Source organism: Microbacterium sp. NPDC055455 (genome assembly GCF_053619935.1).
Map to the genome: position 1 here is coordinate 468,188 of NZ_JBSHLB010000002.1, position 24,649 is coordinate 492,836.

Below are 24,649 nucleotides of genomic sequence, written 5' to 3' on the forward strand. Positions count from 1 at the left end.
GGCGTGAACGAGTTCCTCACGTGGCTCCTCGACGCCGTCCAGAGCGTCGACCCCCTCGTCAGGACCCTCCTCGCCGGTGTCGCGGTGATGCTCGAGACCAGCGTGCTCATCGGGCTCGTCGTGCCCGGCGACACCATCGTCATCGTCGCCGGGACGGCCGTGGCGTCGCCCCTGGAGGGCGTGCTGCTCGGGATCGCCGTCGTTCTCGGCGCGCTGGCCGGCGAGAGCATCGGCTTCTGGCTCGGACGATTCCTCGGCCCCAAGATCCGGCACTCCCGGCTCGGGCGCCGCATCGGCGAGGAGAACTGGGCCCGCTCCGAGCGCTATCTGCGGCGTCGCGGCGGCCCCGCCATCTTCATCTCCCGCTTCCTGCCCGTGCTCCACTCGCTGGTCCCGCTCACGGTGGGGATGAGCGGATTCCCCTATCGGCGCTTCCTCGCGTGGACCATCCCCGCGTGCGTCATCTGGTCCACGCTGTACATCTCCGTGGCCGCTCTCGCGGCGGGGACGTACCGGGAGCTGGCCGATCAGCTGCACTACGCCGGCTACATCTTCGTCGGGGTCATCGTGCTGTTCCTGGGCCTGGTCTTCGTCAGCAAGAAGGTGATCGAGCGCGCCGAGCGGAAGCACCTCGATCATGACGGTCCCGACCAGGCCGCCGTGGCGGACATGGAAGACTGAAGGAGTGTCTGCCACCGATACCCGGTCCGAGCCCGCCAACGTGCTGTGGTTCGCTCGCCTGGAGTATCGCTTCCACGCCTGGCGGGAGCGACGCGCCCGGCGACGCGGCCAGAGGCCGACGGTGGCCCCCTTCCCGGGGTATGCGGGGCCCGATTGGGTGCGCGTGCTGGGGCGGGTCATGATCGCCCCGCCGGCGAAGACGACCGAGTCCGGCGAGTACGCGGGCGTCCGCGGCTGGCGCAGCTTCGTCGCCGTCCCGATCGGCTATGCGCAGGTGACGGTCTCCATCGGCGGCGTCGACCACGAGGTCGTCGCCGATCGCGGCGGCGTCATCGACACGCGGCTTCCGGCGAAGCTCGAGCCGGGCTGGCAGACCTTCACGATGTCGGTCGAGGGCGGCGAGCCGGTCGAGACGCGCACGTTCGTGGTGGGCTCCGACGTGGAGTTCGGAGTCGTCTCGGACGTCGACGACACCGTCATGGTCACGGCGCTGCCCCGCCCGCTGCTGGCGGCGTGGAACTCGTTCGTGCTCAATGAGCACGCCCGCCAGCCGGTCCCCGGAATGGCGGTGCTGATGGAGCGGGTGGTGCGCGAGAACCCGGGCTCGCCGCTGATCTACCTCTCGACCGGCGCCTGGAACATCGCGCCCACGCTCATCCGCTTCCTGAGCCGTCACGTCTTCCCTCCGGGGTCGCTCCTGCTGACCGACTGGGGTCCCACCCACGATCGGTGGTTCCGCAGCGGGAAGACCCACAAGCTCACGAACCTCCGGCGCCTGGCCGACGAGTTCCCGCACGTGCGGTGGCTGCTGATCGGCGACGACGGCCAGCACGACGACGAGATCTACACCACCTTCACCGACGAGCACCCCTCACAGGTGGTGGCGGTCGCGATCCGGCGCCTCTCCCCCGCCGAGGCCGTGCTCGCCGGTGGCCGCACGGCCGTGAACGACCACGCCGCGGCATCCGTGCCCTGGGTGAGCGACGACGACGGCGCCGGCCTGCTGGAGCGCCTGGAGGGAGTCGGCGTCCTCGGCAGCGGCGGCACGATCGAGGCCTGAGCGGCCGCGCCGACGTCGGCGGCCGCGCGTAGGCTGGCCGCATGTGCGGACGCTTCGTGGTGGCAAGTGCCGGTTCCGACCTCGTCGGGGTGCTGCGCGTCGACGTCGAAGGCGATGACCTCCCTGAGCCGTCGTACAACGTGGCGCCGACCTCCCGCGTGGCGATCGTGCTCGACTCCGCCAAGACCGAACCGCCGACCCGGCGGCTCGAGGCGGCGCGGTGGGGGCTCGTCCCGTCGTGGGCGAAAGACACCAAGATCGGGGCGCGGGCCTTCAACGCGCGCGCCGAAGAGCTCGAAGACAAGCCGATGTTCCGCGGAGCGCTCGAGAAGCGCCGAGCAGTGGTGCCCACCTCCGGCTACTACGAGTGGAAGAACGTCGACGGCGTCAAGATCCCGCACTACATCCACCCGGCCGACGGCGAGCCGCTGTTCCTCGCGGGCCTGTACGAGTGGTGGCGCGACAAGACGAAGGGCGACGACGACCCCGATCGCTGGCTGCTGAGCTTCACGATCCTCACGCGCGACGCCATCGGGCGGCTCGGCTCGATCCACGACCGCATGCCGCTGTTCCTCGACCCGGATCACGCCGACGCGTGGCTCGATCCCACCACCGACAATGTGCGGGACGTGCTCGACGCCGCCATCGACGCCGCCCCCGCCCTCGCCGAGACGCTCGACGACCACGAGGTGTCCACCGCCGTCGGCAACGTCCGCAACGATGCGCCGGAGCTCATCGAGCCGGTGTGACGCTCCAGCTCGGCGGCTGTACGAGCCCGCGTATCCTCGAACGGTGACCATCGCGCCGCCCTCCGCCCCCGTGCTGCCGGCGGCGGTCTGGCGTGAGCGCGAGGCCGCGCACGAGACGCGGGCACGGGCCTCGACGGCCGCCCGCCGGGCGCGCCAGGAGCGCCGCGAGACGCACCCGGTGGAGGACTTCCTCTTCACGTACTACTCGTACAAGCCGGCCGTGCTGCACCGCTGGCATCCGGGTGAGGGCGTGGAGCTCGCGGATGCCGCAGCCGATGCCCGTGCCCGGTGGCGCTGGTACCGCCCCGGCAGCGCGCGCGGGGCGATCGCCGTCGACGGCGCGGGATTCCGCGCGGAGCGCGGCGCCCTCGTGGGCAACATCGCCCGGATCCTCCGTGCCACCGCGGACCGGACACCCGGGTTCGGCTGCTTCGGTCTCCACGAATGGGCGATGGTCTACCGGCAGGCGGAGCACCGGCATCCGGTCCCCTTGCGTCTCGGGCAGGACGCCACCGATGCCGTGGTCGATGCGCACGACCTGCGCTGCACCCACTTCGACGCCTTCCGGTTCTTCACCCCGGCCGCCGTCCCGCGCAATCGCGTGACGCCGACCCGCGAGCGGCAGGCGGAGCTCGAGCAGCCCGGATGCCTGCACGCGGGAATGGATCTCTACAAGTGGGCCGTCAAGCTGGGGCCGCTGGTGCCCGGCGAGCTTCTGCTCGACGCCTTCGAGCTCGCGCGCGACATCCGGGTGCTCGACATGCGGGCATCCCCGTACGACCTCGCCGACTGGGGGTACGACGCCGTGCCCATCGAGACCGCCGAGGGCAAGGCCGCGTATGTCCGCGAGCAGCGCGGGTTCGCCGAGCGCGGCGCGATCATCCGTGCCCGTCTGCTCGAGATCGCAGCGGGCTGAGTCAGCCCGCCGGCGCGCAGGTCGTGCACGGCAGCTCGCCGCCGTCAGCCTCCGCGATGGCCAGGCGCAGCTCGGTCACGCGCTCCGCCGCCTCCTGGAGCCGCTCGGCGGGGAGCGCCCCCGACTCCACGGCTGCGACGATGCCGTCGACCGTCTGCGGCGCGGTGTCGGCCGTCGAGTACACGACGGCCAGCACCATGTCGTTGCCCGCCGCCAGGGCGGCGACGGCGTTGGCGACCGGGTCTGCGTACGCGTCGATGCCGGAGGCCTGCAGCATGCCGAGATCGTCGGTGATCGCGACGCCGTCGAAGCCGAGCTCCTCGCGCGCGATCCGGTGCCACTCGGTGGAGAGGCTGGCCGGCGCCGCGTCGACCGCGGTGTAGGCGAGGTGCCCGTACATGAGGAGCTCCGCCCCCGCGTCTATACCGGCGCCGAACGGCAGCGCATCGGCGGCCCGCCACTGATCGAGCGTCATCCCCGTCGACGGGATCGATGCGTGGGAGTCGCCGGGAGCTGCGCCGTGACCCGGGAAGTGCTTGAGTGTGGAGAGCACGACGCCCTGCTCGCCCTTCACCGCGGCGGCCACCCTCGCGGCTCCCGAGTCCGGCGTCGTGCCGAGCACGCGCCGGTGGATGAACGAGGCAGGGTCGGCCGACACATCGGCGACGATGCCGAAGTTCACGGTGATGCCGCTCTGGGCGAGAAGCGCCGCGCGGCCTGAATAGGCGGCCTCGGACGCGGACGGGTCGGCCTGCTGCAGCTCGTACGGCGCGGGGAGGTCGTCCCACGGAAGACGCGAGACGTCCCCGCCCTCCTGGTCGATCGCGATCAGCGGAGGGCTCCCGGGATCGACGGTGAGGGCGGCGGTGATCTCCTGCAGAGCGGCCTCGTCGGCGGGCATGTTGGCCCCCATGAGGAGGAAGCCGCCGATGCCGGTCTCCGACATGTACGAGTGCAGCGCCGCGGCGTCTGTCGTGGGGATGTGCCCCATCACGACGCTGGCAGCCCGCTCCCGCAGGGTCATCGCCGCCACCGCGTTCTCAGCGGGCGTCGCCGCCTCGTCGGGCGACGGCGACGGCGTGGGCGTCGAGGCCGCGGACGGTGAGCGCGTGGGCGAGGCGGTGGGCGTGGGCGCCGGAGCGCAGGACGCGCACGCGATCACCGCGGCGGCGACGACCGCGGCGAAGCATCCCACCCGCGCCGCTGCCGTCATCCATCAAGCCTAAGCGGCGTCGAGGTGTCAGTGGCGCGCGACGACGGCAGCGGCATCCGTCCCGACCGGCAGCACGCCGTACTGCGCGCGGCGCTCGTCGCCCAGCCGCGCGGCGATGAACGCCTCGGCATCGCGCGAAGGAGCATGGCGGAGCATGAGCGAGGCCTGGAAGGCCAGCGCGAGGTCCTCGCTGATCCGCCGCGCCTGCGGCGCCGCGTCGCCGGATGCGGCACCCGACAGCCGGCTCAGCAGCGAGAGCGTGCGGTCGACGTGCCGATCGAGGACGGCCGAAGCCCCCGCCGTGCCGGCGAGCTCGTCGGCGAACGCCTCGCCCGAGTCGCGGTCGCGTGTCAGCGCTCGGAGGACGTCCAGAGCGATCACATTGCCGGAGCCCTCCCAGATCGCCATCACCGGCTGCTCGCGGTATCGGCGGGCCAGCGGGAAGGACTCGGTGTAGCCGTTGCCGCCGAGGCACTCCAGTGCCTCGTAGGCGTGCTGCGGACCCCGCTTGCACACCCAGTACTTCGACACCGGGGTCGCCAGCCGCCGCAGCGCGACGTCCCGGTCGGACGCCCCGGCCTCGAACAGCTGCGCCAGACGCAGGCCGGAGAGCATCGCCGCCTCGTACTCGAGCGCGAGGTCGGCGAGCACCGCCGTCATCGCCGGCTGGTCCACCAGCAGCGCGCCGAACGCGCGGCGGCCACGCGTGTGCCACACCGCTTCGGCCAGCGACTGCCGCATCCCGGCGGCCGTGCCCAGCACGCAGTCCAGCCGGGTGCGCTGCACCATCTCGATGATCGCACGGACGCCCCTGCCGGCTTCGCCGACCAGGAATCCGACGGTCCCGTCGAGCTCGATCTCGGCGGACGCGTTCGAGCGGTTCCCGAGCTTGTCCTTCAGCCGCTGGATGCGCAAGACGTTGCGCATGCCGTGGGGAAGGATCCGCGGGACGAAGAGGCACGACAGTCCCTCGTCGGTGCCGCCGTTCCGCGTGTGAGCCAGGACGAGGAAGGCATCCGACATCGGCGCCGAGCAGAACCACTTGTGCCCGGTCAGCTGGTACGCCCGGCCGCCCATCGATTCGCCGACCGTGGTGCCGGCGCGCACGTCCGAGCCGCCCTGCTTCTCGGTCATGGCCATGCCCACCAGCGCGCTGCGCTTCCCGCCCTCGACGACGAGGCGCGGCTCGTACTCGCGTGAGAGGAGCCTGGGCAGCCATTCGTCCGAGATCCACCCCGCGTCCTGCAGCGACGCCGCGGCGGCGTGGGTCATCGACACCGGGCAGGCGTGGCCCGGCTCCACCTGCGCGAACAGCATGAACATCGCCGCCCGTGCGACGTGCGCGCCCTGCCGCGGATCCGCCCACGCCGAGGTGTGCGCGCCGCGCGCGATCGCCTCGCCGATCACCCGGTGGTAGGACGGGTCGTACTCGACCTCGTCCAGCCGGAAGCCCCAGCGATCGTGCGCGTGCGAGGCGGGCGGATGCACCTCGGCCAGCTGCGCATCGCGTTGGAACGACGCCGATCCGACGAGCCGTCCGGCCTCGAGGAGGTCGTCCTCGGCCCAGCCCGCCCCGAAGGTCCGCACCGCCTCGCCGAGCGGGACGTTCAGGTCGTACTCGTTCACGTCGACGCGCCACGGCGGCTGATTCTCGACGTGGTGCGTCGCCTGCCCGATCACCCGATCACCGCGCCCGAGCGAGGTCATGCCCGTTCGCTCTCCACCGGCAGGGCCAGCGCATACTGCTGCTCCGGCGTCAGCGGTGCCCGCGTGACGATGTCGTGCACGAACGCCAGCTTGTGCCGCACGGGCGTGACGATCGTGAACGGGTACAGGTCGCCGAAGCCCATCGACCGGTTGATGCGGTTGAAGCTCTGCGAGAGCCATTCCCAGTCCGTCAGCAGGCGCTGGATCGGCTCGCGCTCGTAGGAGACGAGCGGAACGACGTCGGTGTCGCGCAGATTGGTCACCGCCGCGTCCAGGCGGATGCCGATGATCGCAGCCGTCTGCAGGGTGCCGGTGATGTGCAGATAGTGGGCGAAGGTCTCGGCGAAGTCCTCCCAGGGGTGCATCGTCGCGTACTCCGAGATGAAGGACTCCTGCCAGCCGGCCGGCGCGCCCACCTGGTAGTAGCGGGTGAGCGCGTCGCGGTAGCTCGTGCGCTCGTCGCCGAACAGCTCGCGAGAGCGCGCCCACAGCTCGTCGTCGGTCAGGAGGACGTTCTGGAAGTAGTGGCCCACCTCGTGGCGGAGGTGGCCGAGGATCGTGCGGTACGGCTCGCCGAGCCGTACCCGCAGGGCCTCGCGCCGGTCGTCCAGACTCTCCGCCAGGTCGATCGTGATGATGCCGTTCGCGTGTCCGATCGTCACCGGCTTGCCGTCGGAGAGACTGGAGATGAGGTCGAAGCCGAGGCCGCCCTCACGCACGTCCCACCCCACGATGGGCAGGCCGAGGTCGGCCAGCTGCAGAATCAGCCGGCGCTTGGCCTCTTCCGTCTTGGCCAGCTTGTCCAGGGCGACGGTGTCGTCCGCCGCGGGCCGGCGGCGCGTCAGGCGGCACGAGAAGCAGCGCCCGGCGGGTGCGTTCTCCCACACCAGCCAGTTGCACGCCCAGTCGCGATTGGAGCACGTGTACCAGGTGGCGCCGTCGATGACGACCTGACCGTGACGGATGCCGTAGAACTCGCGCGTCAGCAGGTGGTACGCGATCTCCCCTTCGCAGTTGGGGCACTGCAGCGTGTCGAGGTAGACGAAATGGCGGCAATGCGGACAGCGGGGCTGCGAGCTCACGCTCTCACCGTAGCGCGCCGCGACAGCAGACGGCCCGCGTCAGGTCGCCGGTGTCAGCGGGACGCGGAGCAGGAGGTCATCGCCCTCTCGCGGCGTTCCGCGGCCGTCGGTGTTGCCCGTGAGCACCCAGAGCGAGGCGTCCGGCAGCGCGATGACGTCGCGGAGCCGGCCGTGCGCGCGGTCGAGAGCGGCGACCGGGCTCCCCACGGCCTCGCCGTCCCGTGTGTCGATCTGCCACAGCCGCTCGCCGCGCAGACCCGCGACGAAGACGGTGTCGCCATACGCGGCGATTCCGCTGGGGCTCGCCTCGCTCGTCGCCCATGTGACGACCGGATCCACGAACTCCGCCCGCCCGCCCACGCCTTCGACGACCGGCCATCCGTAGTTCGCGCCGGCGTCGATGCGGTTCAGCTCGTCCCAGGTGTTCTGGCCGAACTCGCTCGCCCACAGCGTGCCGTCGGAGGTCCAGGCGATGCCCTGCACGTTGCGGTGTCCCATCGAGTAGACCGCGTTGCCCCAGGGGTTGCCGGGCGCCGGGTCGCCGTCCGGCGTGACGCGCAGGATCTTCCCGCCGAGGGCGTCCGGATCCTGCGCGGCATCAGACCGCTGCGCGTCGCCCGTCGTGACGTACAGGTAACCGTCCGGGCCGAACGCGAGGCGACCGCCGTCGTGCGTGCTCGCGCGCGGTATGCCCTCGACGACGATCTCGGCCGGACCGAGGGCGTATGCCCCGGCCTCCCCCTGCAACGGCATCCGGACCACCCGGTTGTCCTCCGCCGCGCCGAAGTACGCGTACAGCAGCGTGGTCTCCCCCGCCTCCCGCAGTGCCAGGCCGTGCAAGCCCGACTCGCCTCCGGAGACCACGCCCGGGATCGTCCCCGCGAGACGCAGACCGCCGTGTGCCGTGAGCTCGAGCACGGTCCCGTCCCCGCGCTGGGAGATGAGGGCTCCACCGTTCGGGAGCGGGACCACCGACCAGGGCGCGTCGAGGCCGGATGCCAGCGTGCCGGTCGCCGAGCCGGCGCGCCACCGTGTGCCGGCTTCGGGGGCAGGGCTCGGCCCGAGCGTGGGGGCCTGCGACGTCGGCGCCCCGCCCTGCGGGCGGGAGGTGCAGCCGGATGCCGCGAGGAGTGCGAGCACGAGGAACGCGGCCGCCGCCACGCGGGCGGGTGACGTCATCCGTCGCCCACGGCGGTGTCCGCCACGGCGGCCTCGAGAGCCGCGAGGTCGATGCGCCGCATCCGGAGCATCGCCTGAACGGCACGGTGCGCGACGTCGGCGTCGGGATGGCGGATGAGCTCGACGAGGCGATCCGGGATGATCTGCCACGACAGCCCCCAGCGGTCCTTCAGCCACCCGCAGGGCTGCTCCTGGCCGCCGTCGGCGGTCAGCGCGTCCCAGTACCGGTCGACCTCGGCCTGGTCGGCGCACGAGACGTACAGCGAGACGGCCTCGGTGAAGGGGAACTGCGGACCCGCATCCATGCCGTAGTAGTCCCGGCCCGCCAGTCGGAAGTGGACGTGCATCACCTTGCCGCCCATGCCGGGCACCTCGTCGGGATACCGGCCCAGCGAGACGATCTCGGAGTCCGGGATGAGCGCGGTGTAGAAGCTGACCGCCTCCTCCGCCGAGTCGTCGAACCAGAGGAAGGGAGTCACGCCGCTCATGCGTCCCACCCTCGCCGACGCGGCCCCCTCGCGCAATGGCCGGCGCATCCCGGGAAGGGGAAGGGCCGGCCGGTCGGGCGGCCTGCCCCTGGTCCTACGAGAGGACGTCCTTCGTGGTGAACCTGGTGATCGCGGCGAACCCGAACACGAGGATGTAGCCGCCCTGCAGCAGCGCGTTGCCTGCGAACGAGTCCCAGGCGATCGGCGAGCGCAGCAGGTCGCCGAAGTCCAGCCACCGGTCGGTGAAGAGCCACGGGTGCACGGCGTCGAGCTGCGGGATCGCACCGACGATCTGGGCGGCGACCGCGAGGATCGCCGTCGCCGCCATCGCTCCGATGGGCACGGTGGTGAGCGTCGAGAGGAACAGTCCGATCGCCGCCAGTCCGCACAGCGACACCGACACATAGGCGCCCACGGCGAGAAGACGCAGCAGGCCCTCGCCGACCGACACCTGAGTCCCGGTGATCAGCGTGACCGGCCCGACGGGGAAGAGGATCCACCCCACCAGCACTCCGATCGCGATCACCGTGAGCGTCGCCGAGAGGCAGAACGCCACCGCAGCGAGGTACTTCACGAGGAGGAGGCGCACGCGTCCGGCCGGGGCGATGAGCAGATAGCGAAGCGTGCCGTGGCTCGCTTCGCCGGCGATCGCATCGCCCGACGCGACGCTCACGGTGAGGGGGAGGAAGAGCGGGATCGCGACCGTCAGCGCCGCCAGCGAGACGAAGAGCCCGTTGCCGGTGATCTGATCGAGGAACGCCGGTCCGCGACCAGGGCTCGATCCGCCCACGAGCCGGATCGCGACCCCCAGCAGGATCGGGATGAGCGCGAGAGCGGCCAGCATCGCCCACGTGCGCCGGCGCCGGTACTGGGTGGACAGCTCGTTGCCGAACAGCTGCAACGTCCCCGATCCGGCGCGGGGTGTGGCCGTCGCGACGTCACGCGACGACATCGAAGCCCTCGCCGGTCAGCTCGACGAACCGCTGCTCGAGAGTCTCGCCCACCACGTCGAACCCTCGCACGCGCACGTCTGCCGCGACGAGCGCGGCCACCAGCGCCTCCGGGGGGACGCCGTCGTGCAGCATCCCGGTCACCAGATCATGATCGGATGCCCCATCCTGCGCGTCGGGGCGGATCTTCATCGATGCGAGCACCGCCCGGGCCGCGTCGACGTCGGGGGTGCGGACGCGGACGCGGGTGGGTCCGCCGCGGCGGCGGAAGTCGTCGAGGGTGCCCTGGGCCACGAGCCGTCCGCCGCTCATCACTCCGACGTGGGTGCACAGCTGCTCGACCTCGGCGAGCAGGTGGCTCGACACGAACACCGTCGTGCCGTCGGCGGCGAAGGAGCGGATGAGGGACCGGACCTCGCGGGTGCCCTGCGGATCGAGCCCGTTGGTGGGTTCGTCGAGCACGAGCAGCTCTCGCGGCATCAGCAGTGCGTTGGCGAGCCCGAGGCGCTGCTTCATGCCGAGCGAGTAGGCGTGCGCCTTCTTCCTCGCGGCGTGCGCGAGGCCGACGCGCTCGAGCGCCGCCGCCACCCGCGCCGTGCGCGTGCGGCTCGGCGAATGACGGTCCGCGGCATCGAAGCGGGTCAGGTTCTGCTCCCCGGTGAGGAAGGGCGAGAACGCGGGGCCCTCGACGAGCGCTCCCACGCGGGGAAGGACGGTGTCCAGCGACCGGGGCATCGGTGCGTCCAGGACGCGCGCCTCACCGCCCGTCGGCCTCAGCAGTCCCAGCAGCATCCGGATCGTCGTCGTCTTGCCCGACCCGTTCGGCCCGAGGAACCCGTAGACCGACCCGCGGGGCACCGCGAGGTCGATGGCGTCGACGGCGGTCTGCGCACCGAATCGCTTCGTGAGGCCGGTGGTCACGATGGCCGGCTCGGCGCCCTCGGTCGGGCGCACCGGAGTCGGGATCGTCACCGGCGGTCCGTCAGCGGCCGGTCCGGGCGGCTTCGACGAGACGCGCAGCGGGCACGGCGCCCGCAAGCACGCGACCGTCGTCCGTGAACAGGACGCTGACCAGGGAGGTCTGCAGGGCGCGGCCGCCCTCGACGGCGGTGGTGACGCTCTCCAGCATCGCGAGCTGCGCAGGCTCGAGCGCCTGCGGCACGCCCGAGCCATCGGCCGCGGTCAGCGCGACCACTGTCGCCCAGCCCTCTCCGATGACCACAGGGGCGGCATCCCCCTTCTCTGCGTCCCCCTCGTGCTCGGCGTCATCCGGCCCGGTGAGGTCCTTCTCCACCACGACCATGTCGGCACCGGGCTCGAAGGCGAAGGTGTCGGGGGCCGGAGCGGAGAAGTCGATGCGCGTGAACGCGATCTCGAAGGCGGGCGCACTCGCGCCCCGCGCGGTGACGGATGCCGCGAGCGCAGCGCCGTTCTGGCCGTCGATGGCGAAGCGCACCTCGCCGACGAGGGTGTCCTCCGTGCGCGGCACGATGAGGAGCTCGTACACCTCGCGCCCGGCCACACGCGCGTCGGTTCCCACCGTCACCTCGGTGGTGGCGTCGAGCCGGGCCAGCGCCTCGTCGAGCATCCGGTCGGGAGTCGGCAGGGTGCGGTCGGCATCGCCCGCACCGGGTGACGCGCCCGCCGGAACGGTGAGCCTCGTGGCGGTCTGCGACTCGCTGTCGACGAACCAGGCCTCCCCCGCGTCGTGGTCGACGTAGACGTTGCGCTCGCCGAGCTGGTCGAGCACCTGCAGGCGCGCCTGATCGCCGTCGAGGTAGACGTTCGCCGTGTGCGAGCCGGTGACCAGGGCGATCAGATCGTCGACCTCTGCCGCGCGCGGCCCGTCGTCGCGCTCCCGTGGTCCGCCGGTCAACCCGGCCAGGTCCGGCAGTCCGAGCTCGGACGACTGCTCGATCGTCCCGCTGAGCGCATCGACCTCACTGGCGCTCGCGAACGCGATCAGTTCCTCGACGGACTTGTCGGGCAGATCGACCGCTCCGCTGGCCGCCATCGGCACGAGCACCGCGGCGCCCACCGCGATCGGTGCGGCGATCGCCGCTACCCACGCGAGGGGACGACCGGCGAGCACACGGCTCCTGCTGCTCATGCGGCAAGGCTACGCCGGTGCCGGCATCCCGTCCCGGATCACGGTGAACACTCAGGGTCCAGAAGACGACTGCGAACCAGTGACAATCCCTGATGAGGGAAGGAAGATTCGGTGCTTTACCGGAAGTTTTGGTGGACCTGAGGGGACTCGAACCCCTGACCCCCTGCATGCCATGCAGGTGCGCTACCAGCTGCGCCACAGGCCCTGACGTTCCCCGCTCTCGCGGGGCAACTCGTCTAGCTTACAACACCGCTCGGGGTGCTCCGAACCACCGTCACTCCTCCGCGGCCGCACGAGCGGGAAGGGTCACCGGCACCACCGGGCAGTCCTTCCACAGCCGCTCCAGGCCGTAGTAGACGCGCTCCTGCTCGTGGAAGACGTGCACGACGAGGTCGCCGAAGTCGATGAGCACCCAGCGCGACTCCTGGCGTCCCTCGCGGCGCAGTCGCTTGTAGCCGGCCTCGAGCAGCTTGTCCTCGATCTCGTCGGCGATGGCCGCGACGTTGCGCTCGCTGCGACCGGTGACGAGGAGGAAGATGTCGACGAGCGGAAGCGGCTCGGACACGTCGAGGGCGATGAGATCCTCGCCGCCCTTCGCGTCCGCCGCGGCCGCGGCGATCCGGAGCATGTCGTGCGACTGCGCACTCGCGACCATCAGAAGACTCCCGTCACGAACGCGAGGATGAGGACGCCCACCAGCGCGAGGGCGAGGACGCCCGCCGTGATCGCCAGCGACATCATGAGCTTGCCGCCCTTCTCCGGTGCCGGCGGCTTGATGACCTCGCCCGGCATCTTGGAGGTGCTGACCGCGGCGCTGGCGGCGATGGGCGTCGGCGAGGAGTGGCGCGGCAGCTCACCGTCGATGAGGGTCGCGTCGATCTCCTTGCCGTCCGCGGTCCCCTTCGCGTGCCCGGTCGAGCCCAGTCCCTCGGGCAGGTTGAAGGTTCCGGTCACGATGACCTCGCCGGTCGCGGTGACGGGCGCCACCAGCGGCGACACCTCCGGCGCCTGCGAGACGATGAGGGTGTTCGGGATGACCGTCGCCCCCGTGGTCCGCGACAGCAGCTGATCGAACGACGGCGGGAACTCCACGGCCTGCGGCGTGCCGGCGACGGGGTCGGCGTCGAGGAGGCTCGCACCGAGGTGAGGGCTGACGACCGACTTCGGCTGCTCCTCCTCGCGCGACTCATCCTCTTCGGGGTCGGAGGACGCGTCGGCGGAGGCCTCGTCCTCGTCCGTCCGGGCGGTGCGCTCGGGAGCGAGCACCGGCGCCACGCTGGCCGACGCCGAAGCGCCCTGATCGCGGCCGGCTGCGGGAGCCGCCGGCTCGCTCTCGCGCGAGAGGCCGAACAGCGAATGCACGCCGCTGTCGGTGGACACCTGCGACGCGTCGTCCGGGGCGGTGAAGAGCGGACGCCCGGACTCCTGCGTCGCGGCGTCCGGCGCGGCGGCCACGGGCGCTGCAGGCAGGCTGGGGGCGGGTGCGGGGACGCCTGCGGCGTGCGCCGCGACGATCTCCGGCGTGATGACGGGGACGGATGCGGTGCGGATGCGCTCCTGCTGACGGGCCTGCCGTCGGGTCAACGGCGAGACGCCGAGATCCACCGCGGAGTCCGCGACCGGGGGCGGGGGCACGTCGACCGGCTCGGCAGGACGCGGGAACGGCGCAGCGGCCGGCGGCGCGACGGGCGCGGCGTCGGCAGGCGCCTCGGTCTCGGAGGTCTCGGTGATTTCGTCGGCCGATGCCGGGGTTCCGGTGATCACGGGGGTGGATCCCGTGTTGCGCAGCTCGCGGATCTGCTTGCGCGTGAGGGCTGGTGTCGCCGGGTGCTCGGGTGTGCTCATTCCTTGCTCCGGTAGAGGTGGTGCTTCGCAATGTATTGGACGACCCCGTCGGGAACGAGGTACCACACGGGGTGTCCCCGCTGAACCCGATCGCGGCAGTCCGTCGATGAGATGGCGAGGGCGGGGATCTCGAGCTGGCTGACGTCGTCGCTGGGCAGACCGTCCGTGTTCAGAACGTGTCCGGGCCTGGACACCGCGACGAAGTGGGCGAGGTCCCACAGTTCATCATGGTCTCTCCAACTGAGAATTTGCGCTATGGCGTCGGCACCGGTGATGAAGAACAGCTCCGCATCGGGGCGCTGGGCCTTCAGATCGCGGAGCGTGTCGATGGTGTACGTGGTTCCTTCGCGGTCGATGTCGACGCGACTGACCGTGAAGCGGGGATTGGATGCCGTCGCGATGACGGTCATCAGATAGCGATGCTCGGACGGCGAGACGTCGGCCTTGTGCCATGGCTCGCCCGTGGGGACGAAGACGACCTCATCGAGATCGAACCACTGCGCCACCTCGCTGGCGGCGACGAGGTGACCGTGATGGATCGGGTCGAACGTCCCGCCCATGACCCCGATCCGCGGGGCCGCCGTCGCCGTCATGGGGCAGCCTCAGTGGCCGTGCCCCGCTCGCTGGAGGTCGTCGGCGTGGGCGCGGGCGTACGCCTCGGCCTTGTGGGAGTGACGGTTGGCCACGTTGCGGTACGACAGCGTCACGAGTGCCAGCGCGGCGAAGACGATGACCGCGACGATGCCGTACCAGACCGTCTCGAGAGCGACGTTTCCGTGGTGCTCGGCCTCTTCGGCGGCGAGGGCGATGATCGTGGCGAGTGTCATTCGGGCTCCGTTCGGGTTCGCCTCTGGGGCGCAGGACTGGACCAGTCTATTCCGTTACGCGCGGACCTGCCCTGCGCCGCGCGCGAGCCACTTGGAGCTGGTGAGCTCGGCCAGGCCCATGGGCCCGCGGGCGTGCAGCTTCTGCGTCGAGATGCCGACCTCGGCGCCGAACCCGAACTCGCCGCCGTCGGTGAACCGGGTGGAGGTGTTCGCCATCACCACGGCAGAGTCCACCTCGGCGAGGAACCGGGCCTCGTTCGCGGCATCCCGCGTCACGATCGACTCCGTGTGATGGGTGGAGTAGCGCCGGATGTGGTCGAGCGCATCGTCGAGATCGTCCACGACGCGCATCGCCAGGTCGAGGCTCAGGTACTCCGTCGCCCAGTCTTCGTCGGTGGCCGGTGTCACCCCCGGCGCGAGCCGCGCGACGGACTCGTCGCCGTGCACGGTGACGCCGCCCTGCTGCAGCGCCTCGACGACGGGGCCCACGAGTCGCTCGGCGGCCGCCCGGTGGACGAGCACGGTCTCGACCGCGTTGCAGACGCTGGGACGCTGCGTCTTGGCGTTGACCACGATGTCGCGGGCCCACTCCAGCGGCGCGGTCTCGTCGAGCACGATGTGCACGACGCCGGCACCTGTCTCGATCACCGGGACCGACGATTCGGTCACGACCGTCTCGATGAGCTGCGCACTCCCCCGCGGCACCAGCACGTCCACGATCCCCCGAGCATGCATGAGCTCCCGCGCGCCCTCGCGCCCGAACTCGTCGACCGTCTGGATCGCCTCCGGGTCGAGGCCGCGATCGGCCAGGGCTCCGCGCATGGCGCTCACGAGAGCGGCATTGGTGCGCTCGGCAGCGGTGCCGCCGCGGAGCACCATGGCGTTGCCCGACCGCAGGGCGAGAGCGGCGATGTCGACGGTGACGTTCGGACGTGCCTCGTAGATCGACCCGACGACGCCGAACGGCACGGCGACCTTCGTCAGCGAGACGCCGTTGGCGAGGGTGCGCTCGTCGAGGACCCGCCCCACCGGATCGGGCAGTGCCGCGATCTCGCGCACCGCTGCCGCCAGCGCGGCGACCCGCGGCTCATCCAGCCGCAGCCGGTCCTGCAGTGCCGTGGAGAGTCCCGTCTCGGCGCCGCGCTGCAGATCCTCCGCGTTCGCGGCCACGATGCGGGGCGCCGCGGCCTCGATCGCATCGGCGATGGCCAGCAGCGCGTCGCGCTTGGCATCGTCGCCGAGAAGGCCCACGGTGCGGGCGGCGTCCTTCGCCAGAAGCATCCGTTCGCGTGCCGTCGTGGCGGTGGTGGTCATCGGACCAGTCTATCGGCGGCGGTGCGCACGGGTCCGGTCGCGGCGGGCGCAGCGGGCTCGGGATTCGGCTGGAACCACGTGCCGATCTCGGCGCCCGCGAGCGCCTCGGCGACGAGGTCGGCGCTCGTGACGAGCACTCCGATCCCGGATGCCGCCGCCAGACGTGCAGCGGACACCTTGGTCGCCGCGCCGCCGGTGCCGACGCTGTTGACCACGACGGACCCGAACTGGAAGCCGTGCAGGTCGTCGCCGTATGCCACGCGCGGGATGGGCGCTGCGCCCGGCTCGTCCGGCGGGCGCGTGTAGAGGCACTCGATGTCGCTCAACAGCACCAGTGCGTCGGCACCGATCAGCTGTGCGACGAGCGCGGCGAGGCGGTCGTTGTCGCCGAAGCGGATCTCGTGGGTCGCGACGGTGTCGTTCTCGTTGACGATCGGGAGGATGCGGAGGCCGAGCAGGCGCTCCATCGCGCGGCGGGCGTTGGAGCGGTGCGTCGGGTTCTCGAGATCACCCGCGGTCAGCAGCACCTGACCCGCGACGATGCGGAACGGTCGCAGCGCCTCCTGGTAGCGGTAGATCAGCACGTTCTGGCCGACGGCCGCCGCCGCCTGCTGCGTGGCGAGGTCGCTGGGCCGCTCGTCGAGCAGCAGGTAGGGCATGCCCGTCGCGATCGCGCCGGACGACACGAGCACGACCTCGGTCCCGCGCCCGTGCGCCGCGGCGAGGGCGTCGACGAGCGGCGCGATCTTGTGGGCGTTGTCACCGCTGATCGAGCTCGATCCGACCTTCACCACGACGCGGCGCGCGGCCGGGAGGTCGCGGCGCTCGGGGGTGCTCACTCGGCGTCCTCCTCGGCCCACCCGCGCTCGGCGAGGCGCTCGGCCTCGAGGTCGGCGCGGGCCTGAGCCTTCGCGTCCATGAGCTCGTGGTACTGCTCACGGCGCTCGGAGCTGGTGCGCCGGCCGCCCTGGTACAGACGAGGGTCGGTGCCGCGCGGGGCCGTCATGACCTCGGCGGCCGACGTCAGCGCCGGCTGCCAGTCGAAGACGATGCCGTCGCCCTCGCCGATGACGACGGTGGCCCCCGGCGTGGCTCCCGCGCGGTACAGCGCGTCGTCGATGCCGAGCTTGTCGAGACGGTCGGCCAGGAAGCCGACGGCCTCGTCGTTCTGGAAGTCGGTCTGCTGCACCCAGCGCACCGGCTTGTCGCCGAGGATGCGGTACACGTTGCCGTAGGTGCCGCCCTCCACCCGCACGGTGAAGTCCCGGTCCGCGCCCTTCGGCCGGATCACGATGCGCTCGGGCGCGGGTGTCTTCGCCTGCTCGAGTCGATGCGCCGCGACGATGTCGCCGAGGGCGAAGGTGAGCTGGCGCAGGCCTGCGTGACTGACGGTGGAGATCTCGAACACGCGGTAGCCGCGTGCCTCGAGGTCGGGTCGCACGAGGTCGGCCAGATCCTTCGCCTCCGGGACGTCGACCTTGTTCAGCGCGATGAGCTGAGGTCGCTCCAGGAGCGGGACCTGACCCTCCGGGACCGGGTAGGCGCCGAGCTCGGCGAGGATGACGTCGAGGTCGGTGATGGGGTCGCGGCCGGGCTCGAGCGTCGCGCAGTCGAGGACGTGCACGAGCGCCGTACAGCGCTCGACGTGGCGGAGGAACTCCAGTCCGAGCCCCTTGCCCTCGCTCGCACCCTCGATGAGACCCGGCACGTCGGCCACGGTGAAGCGCACGTCGCCGGCCTGCACGACACCGAGGTTGGGATGGAGGGTGGTGAACGGGTAGTCCGCGATCTTCGGCCGTGCCGCCGACACCGCGGCGATGAGGCTCGACTTGCCGGCGGACGGGAAGCCGACCAGCGCCACGTCGGCGACGGTCTTCAGCTCGAGGAGGACATCGCCCTCCCAGCCGGGCACGCCCAGCAGCGCGAACCCGGGCGCCTTGCGCTTGGGGTTGGCCAGCGCCGCGTTCCCGAGACCGCCCTGACCGCCCGGCGCCACGATGAAGCGCATGCCGGGCTCGATCATGTCGACCAGGACCTCGCCGTCGGGGTCGCGCACGACCGTCCCGACGGGCACGGGGAGCTCGAGGCCCTCTCCGGCGGCACCGGAGCGGTTGTCGCCCATGCCGAACCCGCCGTTGCCGGCGTTGCGGTGCGGAGAGTGATGGTACGACAGCAGCGTCGTCACCTGCGGGTCGGCGACGAGCACGATGTCGCCGCCGTGCCCGCCGTTCCCGCCGTCGGGGCCGGCGAGCGGCTTGAACTTCTCGCGGCGCACCGAGACGCAGCCGTTGCCGCCCTTGCCTGCGCGCAGGTGAAGCGTCACCCGATCGACGAACGTGACCATCCGGTCCCCCTCAGGGATAAAGGGAAGGGGCGAGCCGAAGCCCGCCCCTTCTCGAAGTCTGCGCCACTTTCGCGGTGCGTGAGCCTGTCGAGGATTACTCCGCGACCGCCACGACGTTGACGACCTTGCGGCCGCCCTTGTGGCCGAACTCGACCGCGCCCGCGGCGAGCGCGAACAGGGTGTCGTCGCCACCGCGGCCGACGTTGGCGCCGGGGTGGAAGTGGGTGCCGCGCTGGCGGACGAGGATCTCGCCGGCGTTGACGGCCTGGCCGCCGAAGCGCTTCACGCCGAGGCGCTGCGCGTTGGAGTCACGACCGTTGCGGGTGGAGCTTGCGCCCTTTTTGTGTGCCATCTCTGCGTCTCCTGTGGCTTACTTGATGCCGGTGACCTTGACGCGCGTGAGGTCCTGACGGTGGCCCTGGCGCTTCTTGTAGCCGGTCTTGTTCTTGAACTTCTGGATCACGATCTTGGGGCCGCGCTCCTCGCCGAGCACCTCGGCGGTCACGGTGACCTTCGCGAGCTTGTCGGCGTCGGTCGTCACGGTGTCACCGTCGACGAAGAGCACCGCGGGGAGCTCGATCTTGTCGCCGACCTTCGCGGCCTGGCGGTCGAGAACGACGATCGTGCCGACCTCGACCTTCTCCTGCCGGCCACCGGCGCGCACAACTGCGTAAACCACTTCACACCTGTTTCTTCTGGGAGCACGCGCACGCGCTCAGGACGTCATGAAAGACTCGGTGCGGATATCTCGACGCACCAAGGGTCCACTTTATCAGATGCCGGATGCGGTCGCGAAAGCGGGCGCGCGCGGCATCCGTGCGTAGGATTCGGACGTGGCGATCCTCATCGACGATCCGCGCTGGCCGGCGCACGGGCGACTGTGGGCGCACCTGGTGACGGACTCCGACCTCGGCGAGCTGCACGCGTTCGCCGCGGCCAACGGCATCCCGCGACGAGGCTTCGATCTCGACCACTACGACGTCCCGGAAGAGGCGCATGCGAGGCTCGTGGCGGCCGGAGCGCAGCACGTGAGCGGACACGAGCTGGTGCGCCGTCTCATCGCATCCGGGCTCCGGGTGAAGGCCCGCGACCGACGCTGAGCCTCACCGGCCGCCGGAAACCGCCAGCTCCAGGACCTGTGCCGCCCGCCGGGGTCCGTCGAGCTGTCTGATCGCCGCCCCGAGCTCCTGCGCACGGCGGTGCAGCGCCGCATCGCGCCGCATCCGCTCGATCGTCGCGCGGATGGCCGCCGGACCGGCCCGCCGCGGAAGGGTCTCCCCGACTCCGGCCAGCGTCACCGCGCGAGCCATGCGGGGCTGATCCGACGTGGTGTCCAGCGGGAGCACGAGCACCGGCACGCCGTGGGCGAGCGCCGCGAGGGTCGTCCCGTGCCCGCCGTGCCCCACGATCAGCGAAGCGTCCGGGAACAGCTCGTCATGGGGCATCCACTCGTGAACCCGCACACCCGGCGGCGCAGTCACCTCGCCCGGCGCGACCGCGCGGCCGAGCGTCGCGACCACCGGCGCTTCGATCCCGTCCGCGGCATCGAGGATCCGCTGCCACATCGCGACCAGATCGGGGAACCGGAAGGTGCTGAGGGTGAGGACGACGGTCGACGCGTCGGGGCGCGCCGCCACCGCCGGCGTCATGACTCCGGCGTACACGACCTCCCCCGGCCCCGCCGACAGCGGCCGCTGCGGCGGGAAGGGCGCACGCAGGCGGGGGACGGATGCCACCAGGATCGGCGTCGCATGCGAGCGCGGCCGCGCGACGCGGATCCCTCGCGTCCAGGCGATCGCCTCGAGGGCGCGGAACCCGGGGACGAGGAAGTCGTGCATGGTGTGCTCGAGCACGGCGAAGCGCTGATCCATGCGGTCGAGTACGTCCAGCACCGCGACGAGGGTGCAGTCCACGACCACGATGTCGACCGGAGCCGCGGTCAGCTGGGCCACGGCGTCGTCGGCCAGTCCCCTGTCCGTGAACAGCCGCAGCAGGCCGCCCGGACGGGGATCGAGCACGAATCCGGGCGCGCTGGGGTACGCCGTGAAGCGCAGGTGCGCGGCGCGATAGGCCTCGGCCTGCGAGTCGTGCCCCAGCACCCGCACATCGTGCCCGCGATCGACGAGAGCCCGCGCGACGGCGATCGTCGGCACGCGGTTCCCACCGCCGTCCCACGTGACGAACATGTAGCGCGCCATGGCGCCCCCGCTCCCCCGGCCCCTCGGCGCTCACACTAGCGATGGCGGGGAAGCGCCGACAGGGGGTGGCCGCCGGGGCCCGGCGTGCGCCGGGCCCCGGGCGACCTCAGTCCTCGGCGGGCGTGTGCGGAACCGGCGTGCCGGTGAGGGCCGCCGTGGTCACGCGCCGACGCGAGCGCCCCTGACCAGGAGCCTTGGGCTCGGGGAGGGCGTTGAGTACCGAATCGAGGAGCATGTCCTTCTCGGTCTTCGTCTCGCGCTTCTGGCCGGCGTCCTGACGCTTCTTGCGCTTCTTGGGACGCTCGGCCTGCGGCTGCTCCACGACGGGGGCGGCCTCGGCCACCGGTGCCTCGTCATGGTGGTGGATGGTCGAGGCGGCGATCTGGGCCAGGGCCGACTTCACGCCCTCGGTGATGACATGGGTGCCGTTCGAGCCGCCGTTCGTCGGCGCGGGCGACGCGCCGCGGCCCCGGCGACCGGACGAGGACGCACCCGCGGCCGGCGCGCGGTGCTTGACCACGGGGTCGTGGTGCACGATCAGACCACGGCCCGCGCACACCTCGCACGCCTCGCTGAAGGTCTCGAGCAGACCGAGGCCGAGCTTCTTGCGGGTCATCTGCACGAGTCCGAGCGAGGTCACCTCGGCGACCTGGTGCTTGGTGCGGTCGCGGCTCAGGCACTCGACGAGCCGCCGCAGCACGAGGTCGCGGTTGGACTCGAGCACCATGTCGATGAAGTCGACGACGATGATGCCGCCGATGTCGCGCAGGCGCAGCTGGCGGACGATCTCCTCGGCGGCCTCGAGGTTGTTCTTGGTGACGGTCTCTTCGAGGTTGCCGCCCGAGCCGACGAACTTGCCGGTGTTGACGTCGACGACGGTCATGGCCTCGGTGCGGTCGATGACCAGCGAGCCGCCCGAGGGCAGCCACACCTTGCGGTCGAGTGCCTTCTCGATCTGCTCGGTGACGCGGAACTCGTCGAACGGGTCGTGCTCGCCCTCGAAGCGCTCGACGCGCTCGAGGAGGTCGGGTGCGACAGACTCGAGGTACTTCGAGATCGTGTGGTGGGCGTCCTCGCCCTGGATGAGCATCTTCGAGAAGTCCTCGTTGAAGACGTCCCGCACGATCTTGACCAGCAGGTCGGGCTCCGAGTGCAGCAGCGCCGGCGCCTGGATGGACTCGATCTGCTTGGAGATGTGCTCCCACTGGTTGGTGAGACGCTGCACGTCGCGGGTGAGCTGCTCTTCGGTCGCCCCCTCCGCCGCGGTGCGGACGATGACGCCCGACGACTCGGGCAGCACCTCCTTGAGGATCTTCTTCAGGCGCGCGCGCTCGGTGTCGGGCAGCTTGCGGGAGATGCCGTTCATGGCGCCGCCCGGCACGTACACGAGGTAGCGGCCCGGAAGGGAGATCTGGCTGGTGAGGCGGGCGCCCTTGTGCCCGACCGGGTCCTTGGTCACCTGCACGAGCACGCGGTCGCCGCTCTTGAGGGCGAGCTCGATGCGACGCGGCTGGTTGCCCGTCTCGACGGCATCCCAGTCCACCTCGCCCGAGTACAGCACGGCGTTGCGGCCACGGCCGATGTCGACGAACGCCGCCTCCATGCTCGGCAGCACGTTCTGCACACGGCCGAGGTAGACGTTGCCGATCAGCGAGGCGTCCTGACTGCGGGCGACGTAGTGCTCGACGAGCACGTTGTCTTCGAGCACCGCGATCTGGATGCGGCCGTTGCGCGAACGGACGATCATGACGCGGTCGACGGACTCGCGCCGGGCGAGGAACTCGGCCTCGGTGACGACCGCACGGCGGCGACCGGCCTCCCGGCCGTCGCGGCGCCGCTGCTTCTTGGCCTCCAGCCGCGTCGATCCCTTGATGCGCTGCGGCTCGGTGATGAGCTCGACCGCGCGCTGCCGCGGCTGCTGCGGCTGCTGCGGCTGATCGGAGGACGCGGATGCCTCGTCCCTGCCCTCGCCGCCGCGACGACGGCTGCGGCGGCGCGACGACCCCGAACCGGAGGCGTCGGCCTCGGGCTCCCGCTCCCGTTCCCGCTCGCGTCCGGGACGGGCGGGGAGGACGGCGATCTCGGGCGCGTAGAAGTGCAGCTGCGTCGAGACCGCCGAGACGAACTCCTGCGGCAGCAGGCCGAGGCTCACCGCCGTGACCGGCTCCGTGGGCGACGGCCCACCGGCGTCCGCGGGCTGCGCACCACCGGGGCTGTCCGCATCGGCGCTCGCGCCGTCCGCCGACTCCTGCGCCGGGACGGCGGCGGCCCCGGGGGCCGTCTCACCCTCGGCTGCGGCTGCCTCAGCCGCCTCACCCGCGGGGGTGTCGGCGGTCGCCGCAGGCTCTCCGTCGGCTCCGTCGCCGTCGGTCGCGACGCCGGCATCCGCCGTCGCGCCGTCCGTGTCGGCCACCCCGTGGTCCTCGACCTGTGCGCCCGCCGCTGGGGACGTCGCGTCGTCGACCGGCGCCGCTGTCAGCGGAGCGTCCGGATCGGTCCCAGGGATGAATTCTGCATCGGTTCCATCAGCCATCACTGGCGTACTCCTAGCGGGGCGGCACCGCGCGTCGCCCGGCGAAATCTCGTGCGGCGCCGCCCATGCCCCTCCGGACGGGGCGGTGCCGCGAACTCACTCGGTCTGCAGCGGATCTCGGCGCTCTGGCGGAGGTTCGCGCTGCCAAGGGCATTCGTCGCCCTGAAGTCTTCTGTATGCGACCGGCACGGCGCGGCCGTGATCGATCGACCCCCATTATCGCACTTCCCCCGCCATATTGCCCATTCGCGGCGCGCCGATGAGGTGGAGCGCCGTCTCGGGCATTTGGCACGGCGCCGGGTGCGGCAACCGATCAGAGCCGGATGCCATAATCCGAGGCATGCCCGAGCAGCACAGCCACGCCCGTCCGACCGGTCTCGCCGTCTGGCTCGTGGTCGCCGGCGTGATCGGCTGGTGGGCGGCGTTCTCGCTCACCCTCGAGAAGCTCCACGCGCTCGCGAATCCCGACGCCATCGCGTCGTGCGACTTCTCCGTGCTGGTCCAGTGCAGCGCCAACCTCGACTCGTGGCAGGGCAGCGTGTTCGGCTTCCCCAACCCGATCCTCGGACTCACCGGCTGGATGGCGCCGATCGTCGTGGGAATGGCGATCCTCGCGCGGGCCCGGTTCGCGCGCTGGTTCTGGTGGTGCTTCTGGGCGGGGATCGCCTTCGCGTTCGGCTTCGTCATCTGGCTGATCGGCCAGAGCATCTATGACCTGCATACGCTGTGCCCGTGGTGCATGGTGACGTGGTCGGTGACGATCCCGACGTTCTACGCCGTCACCCTCCACCTGCTGCGGGCGGGACTCTTCCCGGCGTCGGCAGGCGTGCGGCGCGTCGCCGACCGGCTGATGGCGTGGGTGCCGCTGGCCGCGATCCTCAGCTACGCGATCATCCTGCTGCTGGCGCAGCTCGAGATGAACGCGATCGTCAACGTCTGGCAGACGCTCTTCGGCTGATGCGACGGACGGCCGCGCCGTCGACCGGCGCGACCGCGCGTGCGCACGATGGCCCCCGCGCCGGTCGGCTCAGGCGAACCAGATGTCCAGCTCGCGGGCGGCCGACTCCGGGCTGTCGGAGCCGTGCACGAGGTTCTGCTGCACCTTCAGGCCCCAGTCGCGGCCCAGGTCGCCGCGGATCGTTCCGGGCGCCGCGGTGGTGGGATCCGTCGTCCCGGCCAGCGAGCGGAACCCCTCGATGACCCGGTTGCCGGCCAGGCGGATGGCGACGGACGGGCCGGACATCATGAACTCCAGCAGCGGCTCGTAGAACGGCTTGCCCTCGTGCTCGGCGTAGTGGCGCTCGAGCCGCTCGCGGTCGGGCTCGACCAGGCGGATGTCGACGAGGGCGTACCCCTTCGCCTCGATGCGGGCGAGGATCGCGCCGGTGAGGCCGCGGGCGACGCCGTCGGGCTTGACGAGGACGAGGGTCTCTTCGGTGGGCATGCGGGCCTT

Annotated in this window: 27 protein-coding genes and 1 tRNA gene; 7 read left to right on the forward strand and 21 right to left on the reverse strand. The window is 71.5% G+C overall.

What is annotated here, in order from left to right; translation table 11 throughout:
- Positions 1–3: 3 nt before the first annotated feature.
- From ACWGUG_RS08610 to ACWGUG_RS08625, 4 genes are read left to right on the forward strand one after another with little or no spacing between them, the layout of a single operon-like run.
- The gene (locus ACWGUG_RS08610) at positions 4–681 is read left to right on the forward strand and encodes a DedA family protein (protein ID WP_336397065.1); all 678 of its coding nucleotides are present in this window, start codon (positions 4–6) and stop codon (positions 679–681) included.
- Between the two features lie 4 nt (positions 682–685).
- Positions 686–1,741: an App1 family protein gene (locus tag ACWGUG_RS08615; RefSeq protein WP_452324420.1), complete on the forward strand. Its 1,056-nt coding sequence runs from the start codon at positions 686–688 to the stop codon at positions 1,739–1,741.
- Between the two features lie 41 nt (positions 1,742–1,782).
- Positions 1,783–2,490 carry an SOS response-associated peptidase gene (locus ACWGUG_RS08620; protein ID WP_336397063.1) on the forward strand — a complete coding sequence of 236 codons (708 nt, stop codon included), beginning with the start codon at positions 1,783–1,785 and terminating at the stop codon, positions 2,488–2,490.
- A gap of 43 nt (positions 2,491–2,533) precedes the next feature.
- Positions 2,534–3,406, forward strand: a complete 873-nt coding sequence (locus tag ACWGUG_RS08625; RefSeq protein WP_452324421.1) for a 3-methyladenine DNA glycosylase — start codon at positions 2,534–2,536, stop codon at positions 3,404–3,406.
- A gap of 1 nt (position 3,407) precedes the next feature.
- Here the strand turns inward: ACWGUG_RS08625 and ACWGUG_RS08630 are convergent, their stop codons facing one another.
- On the reverse strand, positions 3,408–4,352 hold the full coding sequence (locus ACWGUG_RS08630) for a glycoside hydrolase family 3 N-terminal domain-containing protein (protein ID WP_452324422.1): 945 nt from the start codon (positions 4,350–4,352) through the stop codon (positions 3,408–3,410).
- Here ACWGUG_RS08630 and ACWGUG_RS08635 point away from each other — a divergent pair.
- Positions 4,336–4,632, forward strand: a complete 297-nt coding sequence (locus ACWGUG_RS08635) for a hypothetical protein (RefSeq protein WP_452324423.1) — start codon at positions 4,336–4,338, stop codon at positions 4,630–4,632. The two genes, ACWGUG_RS08630 and ACWGUG_RS08635, sit on opposite strands and share 17 nt — an antisense overlap.
- Positions 4,633–4,646: 14 nt before the next feature.
- Here the strand turns inward: ACWGUG_RS08635 and ACWGUG_RS08640 are convergent, their stop codons facing one another.
- From ACWGUG_RS08640 to rplU, 17 genes are all read right to left on the reverse strand, one after another.
- Positions 4,647–6,326, reverse strand: a complete 1,680-nt coding sequence (locus ACWGUG_RS08640; RefSeq protein ID WP_452324424.1) for an acyl-CoA dehydrogenase family protein — start codon at positions 6,324–6,326, stop codon at positions 4,647–4,649.
- Positions 6,323–7,408, reverse strand: a complete 1,086-nt coding sequence (locus ACWGUG_RS08645; protein WP_452324425.1) for a zinc-binding metallopeptidase family protein — start codon at positions 7,406–7,408, stop codon at positions 6,323–6,325. Before ACWGUG_RS08645 ends, ACWGUG_RS08640 begins: the two co-directional genes overlap by 4 nt.
- A 39-nt stretch (positions 7,409–7,447) precedes the next feature.
- Positions 7,448–8,587, reverse strand: coding sequence for a PQQ-dependent sugar dehydrogenase (locus tag ACWGUG_RS08650; RefSeq protein ID WP_452324426.1), 1,140 nt, complete (start codon positions 8,585–8,587; stop codon positions 7,448–7,450).
- On the reverse strand, positions 8,584–9,075 hold the full coding sequence (locus ACWGUG_RS08655) for a VOC family protein (RefSeq protein WP_452324427.1): 492 nt from the start codon (positions 9,073–9,075) through the stop codon (positions 8,584–8,586). Before ACWGUG_RS08655 ends, ACWGUG_RS08650 begins: the two co-directional genes overlap by 4 nt.
- 94 nt (positions 9,076–9,169) lie before the next feature.
- On the reverse strand, positions 9,170–10,027 hold the full coding sequence (locus ACWGUG_RS08660) for an ABC transporter permease (protein WP_452324428.1): 858 nt from the start codon (positions 10,025–10,027) through the stop codon (positions 9,170–9,172).
- Positions 10,014–10,997, reverse strand: a complete 984-nt coding sequence (locus tag ACWGUG_RS08665) for an ABC transporter ATP-binding protein (protein ID WP_452324429.1) — start codon at positions 10,995–10,997, stop codon at positions 10,014–10,016. Before ACWGUG_RS08665 ends, ACWGUG_RS08660 begins: the two co-directional genes overlap by 14 nt.
- Positions 10,998–11,007: 10 nt before the next feature.
- Positions 11,008–12,135 carry a LolA family protein gene (locus ACWGUG_RS08670; protein WP_452324430.1) on the reverse strand — a complete coding sequence of 376 codons (1,128 nt, stop codon included), beginning with the start codon at positions 12,133–12,135 and terminating at the stop codon, positions 11,008–11,010.
- 129 nt (positions 12,136–12,264) lie between these two features.
- Positions 12,265–12,340, reverse strand: a tRNA-Ala gene (locus ACWGUG_RS08675).
- 69 nt (positions 12,341–12,409) lie between these two features.
- A complete protein-coding gene (gene rsfS, locus ACWGUG_RS08680; protein WP_336397028.1) occupies positions 12,410–12,790 on the reverse strand; it encodes a ribosome silencing factor in 381 nt (126 codons plus the stop codon).
- Positions 12,790–13,980, reverse strand: coding sequence for a hypothetical protein (locus ACWGUG_RS08685; RefSeq protein ID WP_452324431.1), 1,191 nt, complete (start codon positions 13,978–13,980; stop codon positions 12,790–12,792). Before ACWGUG_RS08685 ends, rsfS begins: the two co-directional genes overlap by 1 nt.
- Complete coding sequence (gene nadD / locus ACWGUG_RS08690) at positions 13,977–14,573, reverse strand: nicotinate-nucleotide adenylyltransferase (protein WP_336397026.1); 597 nt, start codon at positions 14,571–14,573, stop codon at positions 13,977–13,979. The genes ACWGUG_RS08685 and nadD overlap by 4 nt, the downstream gene beginning before the upstream one ends.
- 9 nt (positions 14,574–14,582) lie before the next feature.
- Positions 14,583–14,807 carry a hypothetical protein gene (locus tag ACWGUG_RS08695; protein WP_336397025.1) on the reverse strand — a complete coding sequence of 75 codons (225 nt, stop codon included), beginning with the start codon at positions 14,805–14,807 and terminating at the stop codon, positions 14,583–14,585.
- A 54-nt stretch (positions 14,808–14,861) separates the two neighbouring features.
- Entirely contained in the window at positions 14,862–16,121 is a 1,260-nt protein-coding gene (locus tag ACWGUG_RS08700) for a glutamate-5-semialdehyde dehydrogenase (protein WP_452324432.1), read from the reverse strand.
- Positions 16,118–16,960, reverse strand: a complete 843-nt coding sequence (proB, locus tag ACWGUG_RS08705) for a glutamate 5-kinase (RefSeq protein ID WP_336397023.1) — start codon at positions 16,958–16,960, stop codon at positions 16,118–16,120. Before proB ends, ACWGUG_RS08700 begins: the two co-directional genes overlap by 4 nt.
- Positions 16,957–18,465 carry a GTPase ObgE gene (gene obgE, locus ACWGUG_RS08710; RefSeq protein WP_452324433.1) on the reverse strand — a complete coding sequence of 503 codons (1,509 nt, stop codon included), beginning with the start codon at positions 18,463–18,465 and terminating at the stop codon, positions 16,957–16,959. Before obgE ends, proB begins: the two co-directional genes overlap by 4 nt.
- 94 nt (positions 18,466–18,559) lie before the next feature.
- A complete protein-coding gene (gene rpmA / locus ACWGUG_RS08715) occupies positions 18,560–18,817 on the reverse strand; it encodes a 50S ribosomal protein L27 (RefSeq protein WP_109211194.1) in 258 nt (85 codons plus the stop codon).
- A gap of 18 nt (positions 18,818–18,835) precedes the next feature.
- Entirely contained in the window at positions 18,836–19,144 is a 309-nt protein-coding gene (rplU, locus tag ACWGUG_RS08720; RefSeq protein ID WP_109211193.1) for a 50S ribosomal protein L21, read from the reverse strand.
- A gap of 154 nt (positions 19,145–19,298) precedes the next feature.
- Here rplU and ACWGUG_RS08725 point away from each other — a divergent pair, with 154 nt between their 5' ends.
- Positions 19,299–19,565, forward strand: coding sequence for a DUF4031 domain-containing protein (locus tag ACWGUG_RS08725; protein WP_336397021.1), 267 nt, complete (start codon positions 19,299–19,301; stop codon positions 19,563–19,565).
- A 3-nt stretch (positions 19,566–19,568) separates the two neighbouring features.
- Here ACWGUG_RS08725 and ACWGUG_RS08730 read toward each other — a convergent pair whose 3' ends face one another.
- Together ACWGUG_RS08730 and ACWGUG_RS08735 are read right to left on the reverse strand one after the other, a co-directional pair.
- Positions 19,569–20,663: a glycosyltransferase gene (locus ACWGUG_RS08730; protein ID WP_336397020.1), complete on the reverse strand. Its 1,095-nt coding sequence runs from the start codon at positions 20,661–20,663 to the stop codon at positions 19,569–19,571.
- Between the two features lie 106 nt (positions 20,664–20,769).
- Entirely contained in the window at positions 20,770–23,196 is a 2,427-nt protein-coding gene (locus ACWGUG_RS08735; protein ID WP_452324434.1) for an Rne/Rng family ribonuclease, read from the reverse strand.
- A gap of 340 nt (positions 23,197–23,536) precedes the next feature.
- Here ACWGUG_RS08735 and ACWGUG_RS08740 point away from each other — a divergent pair, with 340 nt between their 5' ends.
- Positions 23,537–24,154, forward strand: a complete 618-nt coding sequence (locus ACWGUG_RS08740) for a vitamin K epoxide reductase family protein (RefSeq protein WP_336397018.1) — start codon at positions 23,537–23,539, stop codon at positions 24,152–24,154.
- A gap of 69 nt (positions 24,155–24,223) precedes the next feature.
- Here the strand turns inward: ACWGUG_RS08740 and ndk are convergent, their stop codons facing one another.
- Positions 24,224–24,640 (reverse strand): nucleoside-diphosphate kinase, encoded by a 417-nt coding sequence (ndk, locus tag ACWGUG_RS08745; RefSeq protein ID WP_336397017.1) that lies wholly within the window; start codon positions 24,638–24,640, stop codon positions 24,224–24,226.
- Between the last annotated feature and the right edge of the window lie 9 nt (positions 24,641–24,649).

Excerpts from the sequence above, each read along its gene's own strand:
- ACWGUG_RS08620 (WP_336397063.1), top strand. The coding sequence starts at position 1,783 with ATGTGCGGACGCTTCGTGGTGGCAAGTGCCGGTTCCGACCTCGTCGGG.
- ACWGUG_RS08635 (WP_452324423.1), top strand. The coding sequence starts at position 4,336 with ATGCCGGTCTCCGACATGTACGAGTGCAGCGCCGCGGCGTCTGTCGTG.
- ACWGUG_RS08630 (WP_452324422.1), bottom strand. The coding sequence starts at position 4,352 with ATGTCGGAGACCGGCATCGGCGGCTTCCTCCTCATGGGGGCCAACATG.
- ACWGUG_RS08640 (WP_452324424.1), bottom strand. The coding sequence starts at position 6,326 with ATGACCTCGCTCGGGCGCGGTGATCGGGTGATCGGGCAGGCGACGCAC.
- ACWGUG_RS08650 (WP_452324426.1), bottom strand. The coding sequence starts at position 8,587 with ATGACGTCACCCGCCCGCGTGGCGGCGGCCGCGTTCCTCGTGCTCGCA.
- ACWGUG_RS08655 (WP_452324427.1), bottom strand. The coding sequence starts at position 9,075 with ATGAGCGGCGTGACTCCCTTCCTCTGGTTCGACGACTCGGCGGAGGAG.
- ACWGUG_RS08660 (WP_452324428.1), bottom strand. The coding sequence starts at position 10,027 with ATGTCGTCGCGTGACGTCGCGACGGCCACACCCCGCGCCGGATCGGGG.
- ACWGUG_RS08670 (WP_452324430.1), bottom strand. The coding sequence starts at position 12,135 with ATGAGCAGCAGGAGCCGTGTGCTCGCCGGTCGTCCCCTCGCGTGGGTA.
- rsfS (WP_336397028.1), bottom strand. The coding sequence starts at position 12,790 with ATGGTCGCGAGTGCGCAGTCGCACGACATGCTCCGGATCGCCGCGGCC.
- ACWGUG_RS08685 (WP_452324431.1), bottom strand. The coding sequence starts at position 13,980 with ATGAGCACACCCGAGCACCCGGCGACACCAGCCCTCACGCGCAAGCAG.
- nadD (WP_336397026.1), bottom strand. The coding sequence starts at position 14,573 with ATGACGGCGACGGCGGCCCCGCGGATCGGGGTCATGGGCGGGACGTTC.
- ACWGUG_RS08695 (WP_336397025.1), bottom strand. The coding sequence starts at position 14,807 with ATGACACTCGCCACGATCATCGCCCTCGCCGCCGAAGAGGCCGAGCAC.
- ACWGUG_RS08700 (WP_452324432.1), bottom strand. The coding sequence starts at position 16,121 with ATGACCACCACCGCCACGACGGCACGCGAACGGATGCTTCTGGCGAAG.
- obgE (WP_452324433.1), bottom strand. The coding sequence starts at position 18,465 with ATGGTCACGTTCGTCGATCGGGTGACGCTTCACCTGCGCGCAGGCAAG.
- rpmA (WP_109211194.1), bottom strand. The coding sequence starts at position 18,817 with ATGGCACACAAAAAGGGCGCAAGCTCCACCCGCAACGGTCGTGACTCC.
- ACWGUG_RS08730 (WP_336397020.1), bottom strand. The coding sequence starts at position 20,663 with ATGGCGCGCTACATGTTCGTCACGTGGGACGGCGGTGGGAACCGCGTG.
- ACWGUG_RS08735 (WP_452324434.1), bottom strand. The coding sequence starts at position 23,196 with ATGGCTGATGGAACCGATGCAGAATTCATCCCTGGGACCGATCCGGAC.
- ACWGUG_RS08740 (WP_336397018.1), top strand. The coding sequence starts at position 23,537 with ATGCCCGAGCAGCACAGCCACGCCCGTCCGACCGGTCTCGCCGTCTGG.
- ndk (WP_336397017.1), bottom strand. The coding sequence starts at position 24,640 with ATGCCCACCGAAGAGACCCTCGTCCTCGTCAAGCCCGACGGCGTCGCC.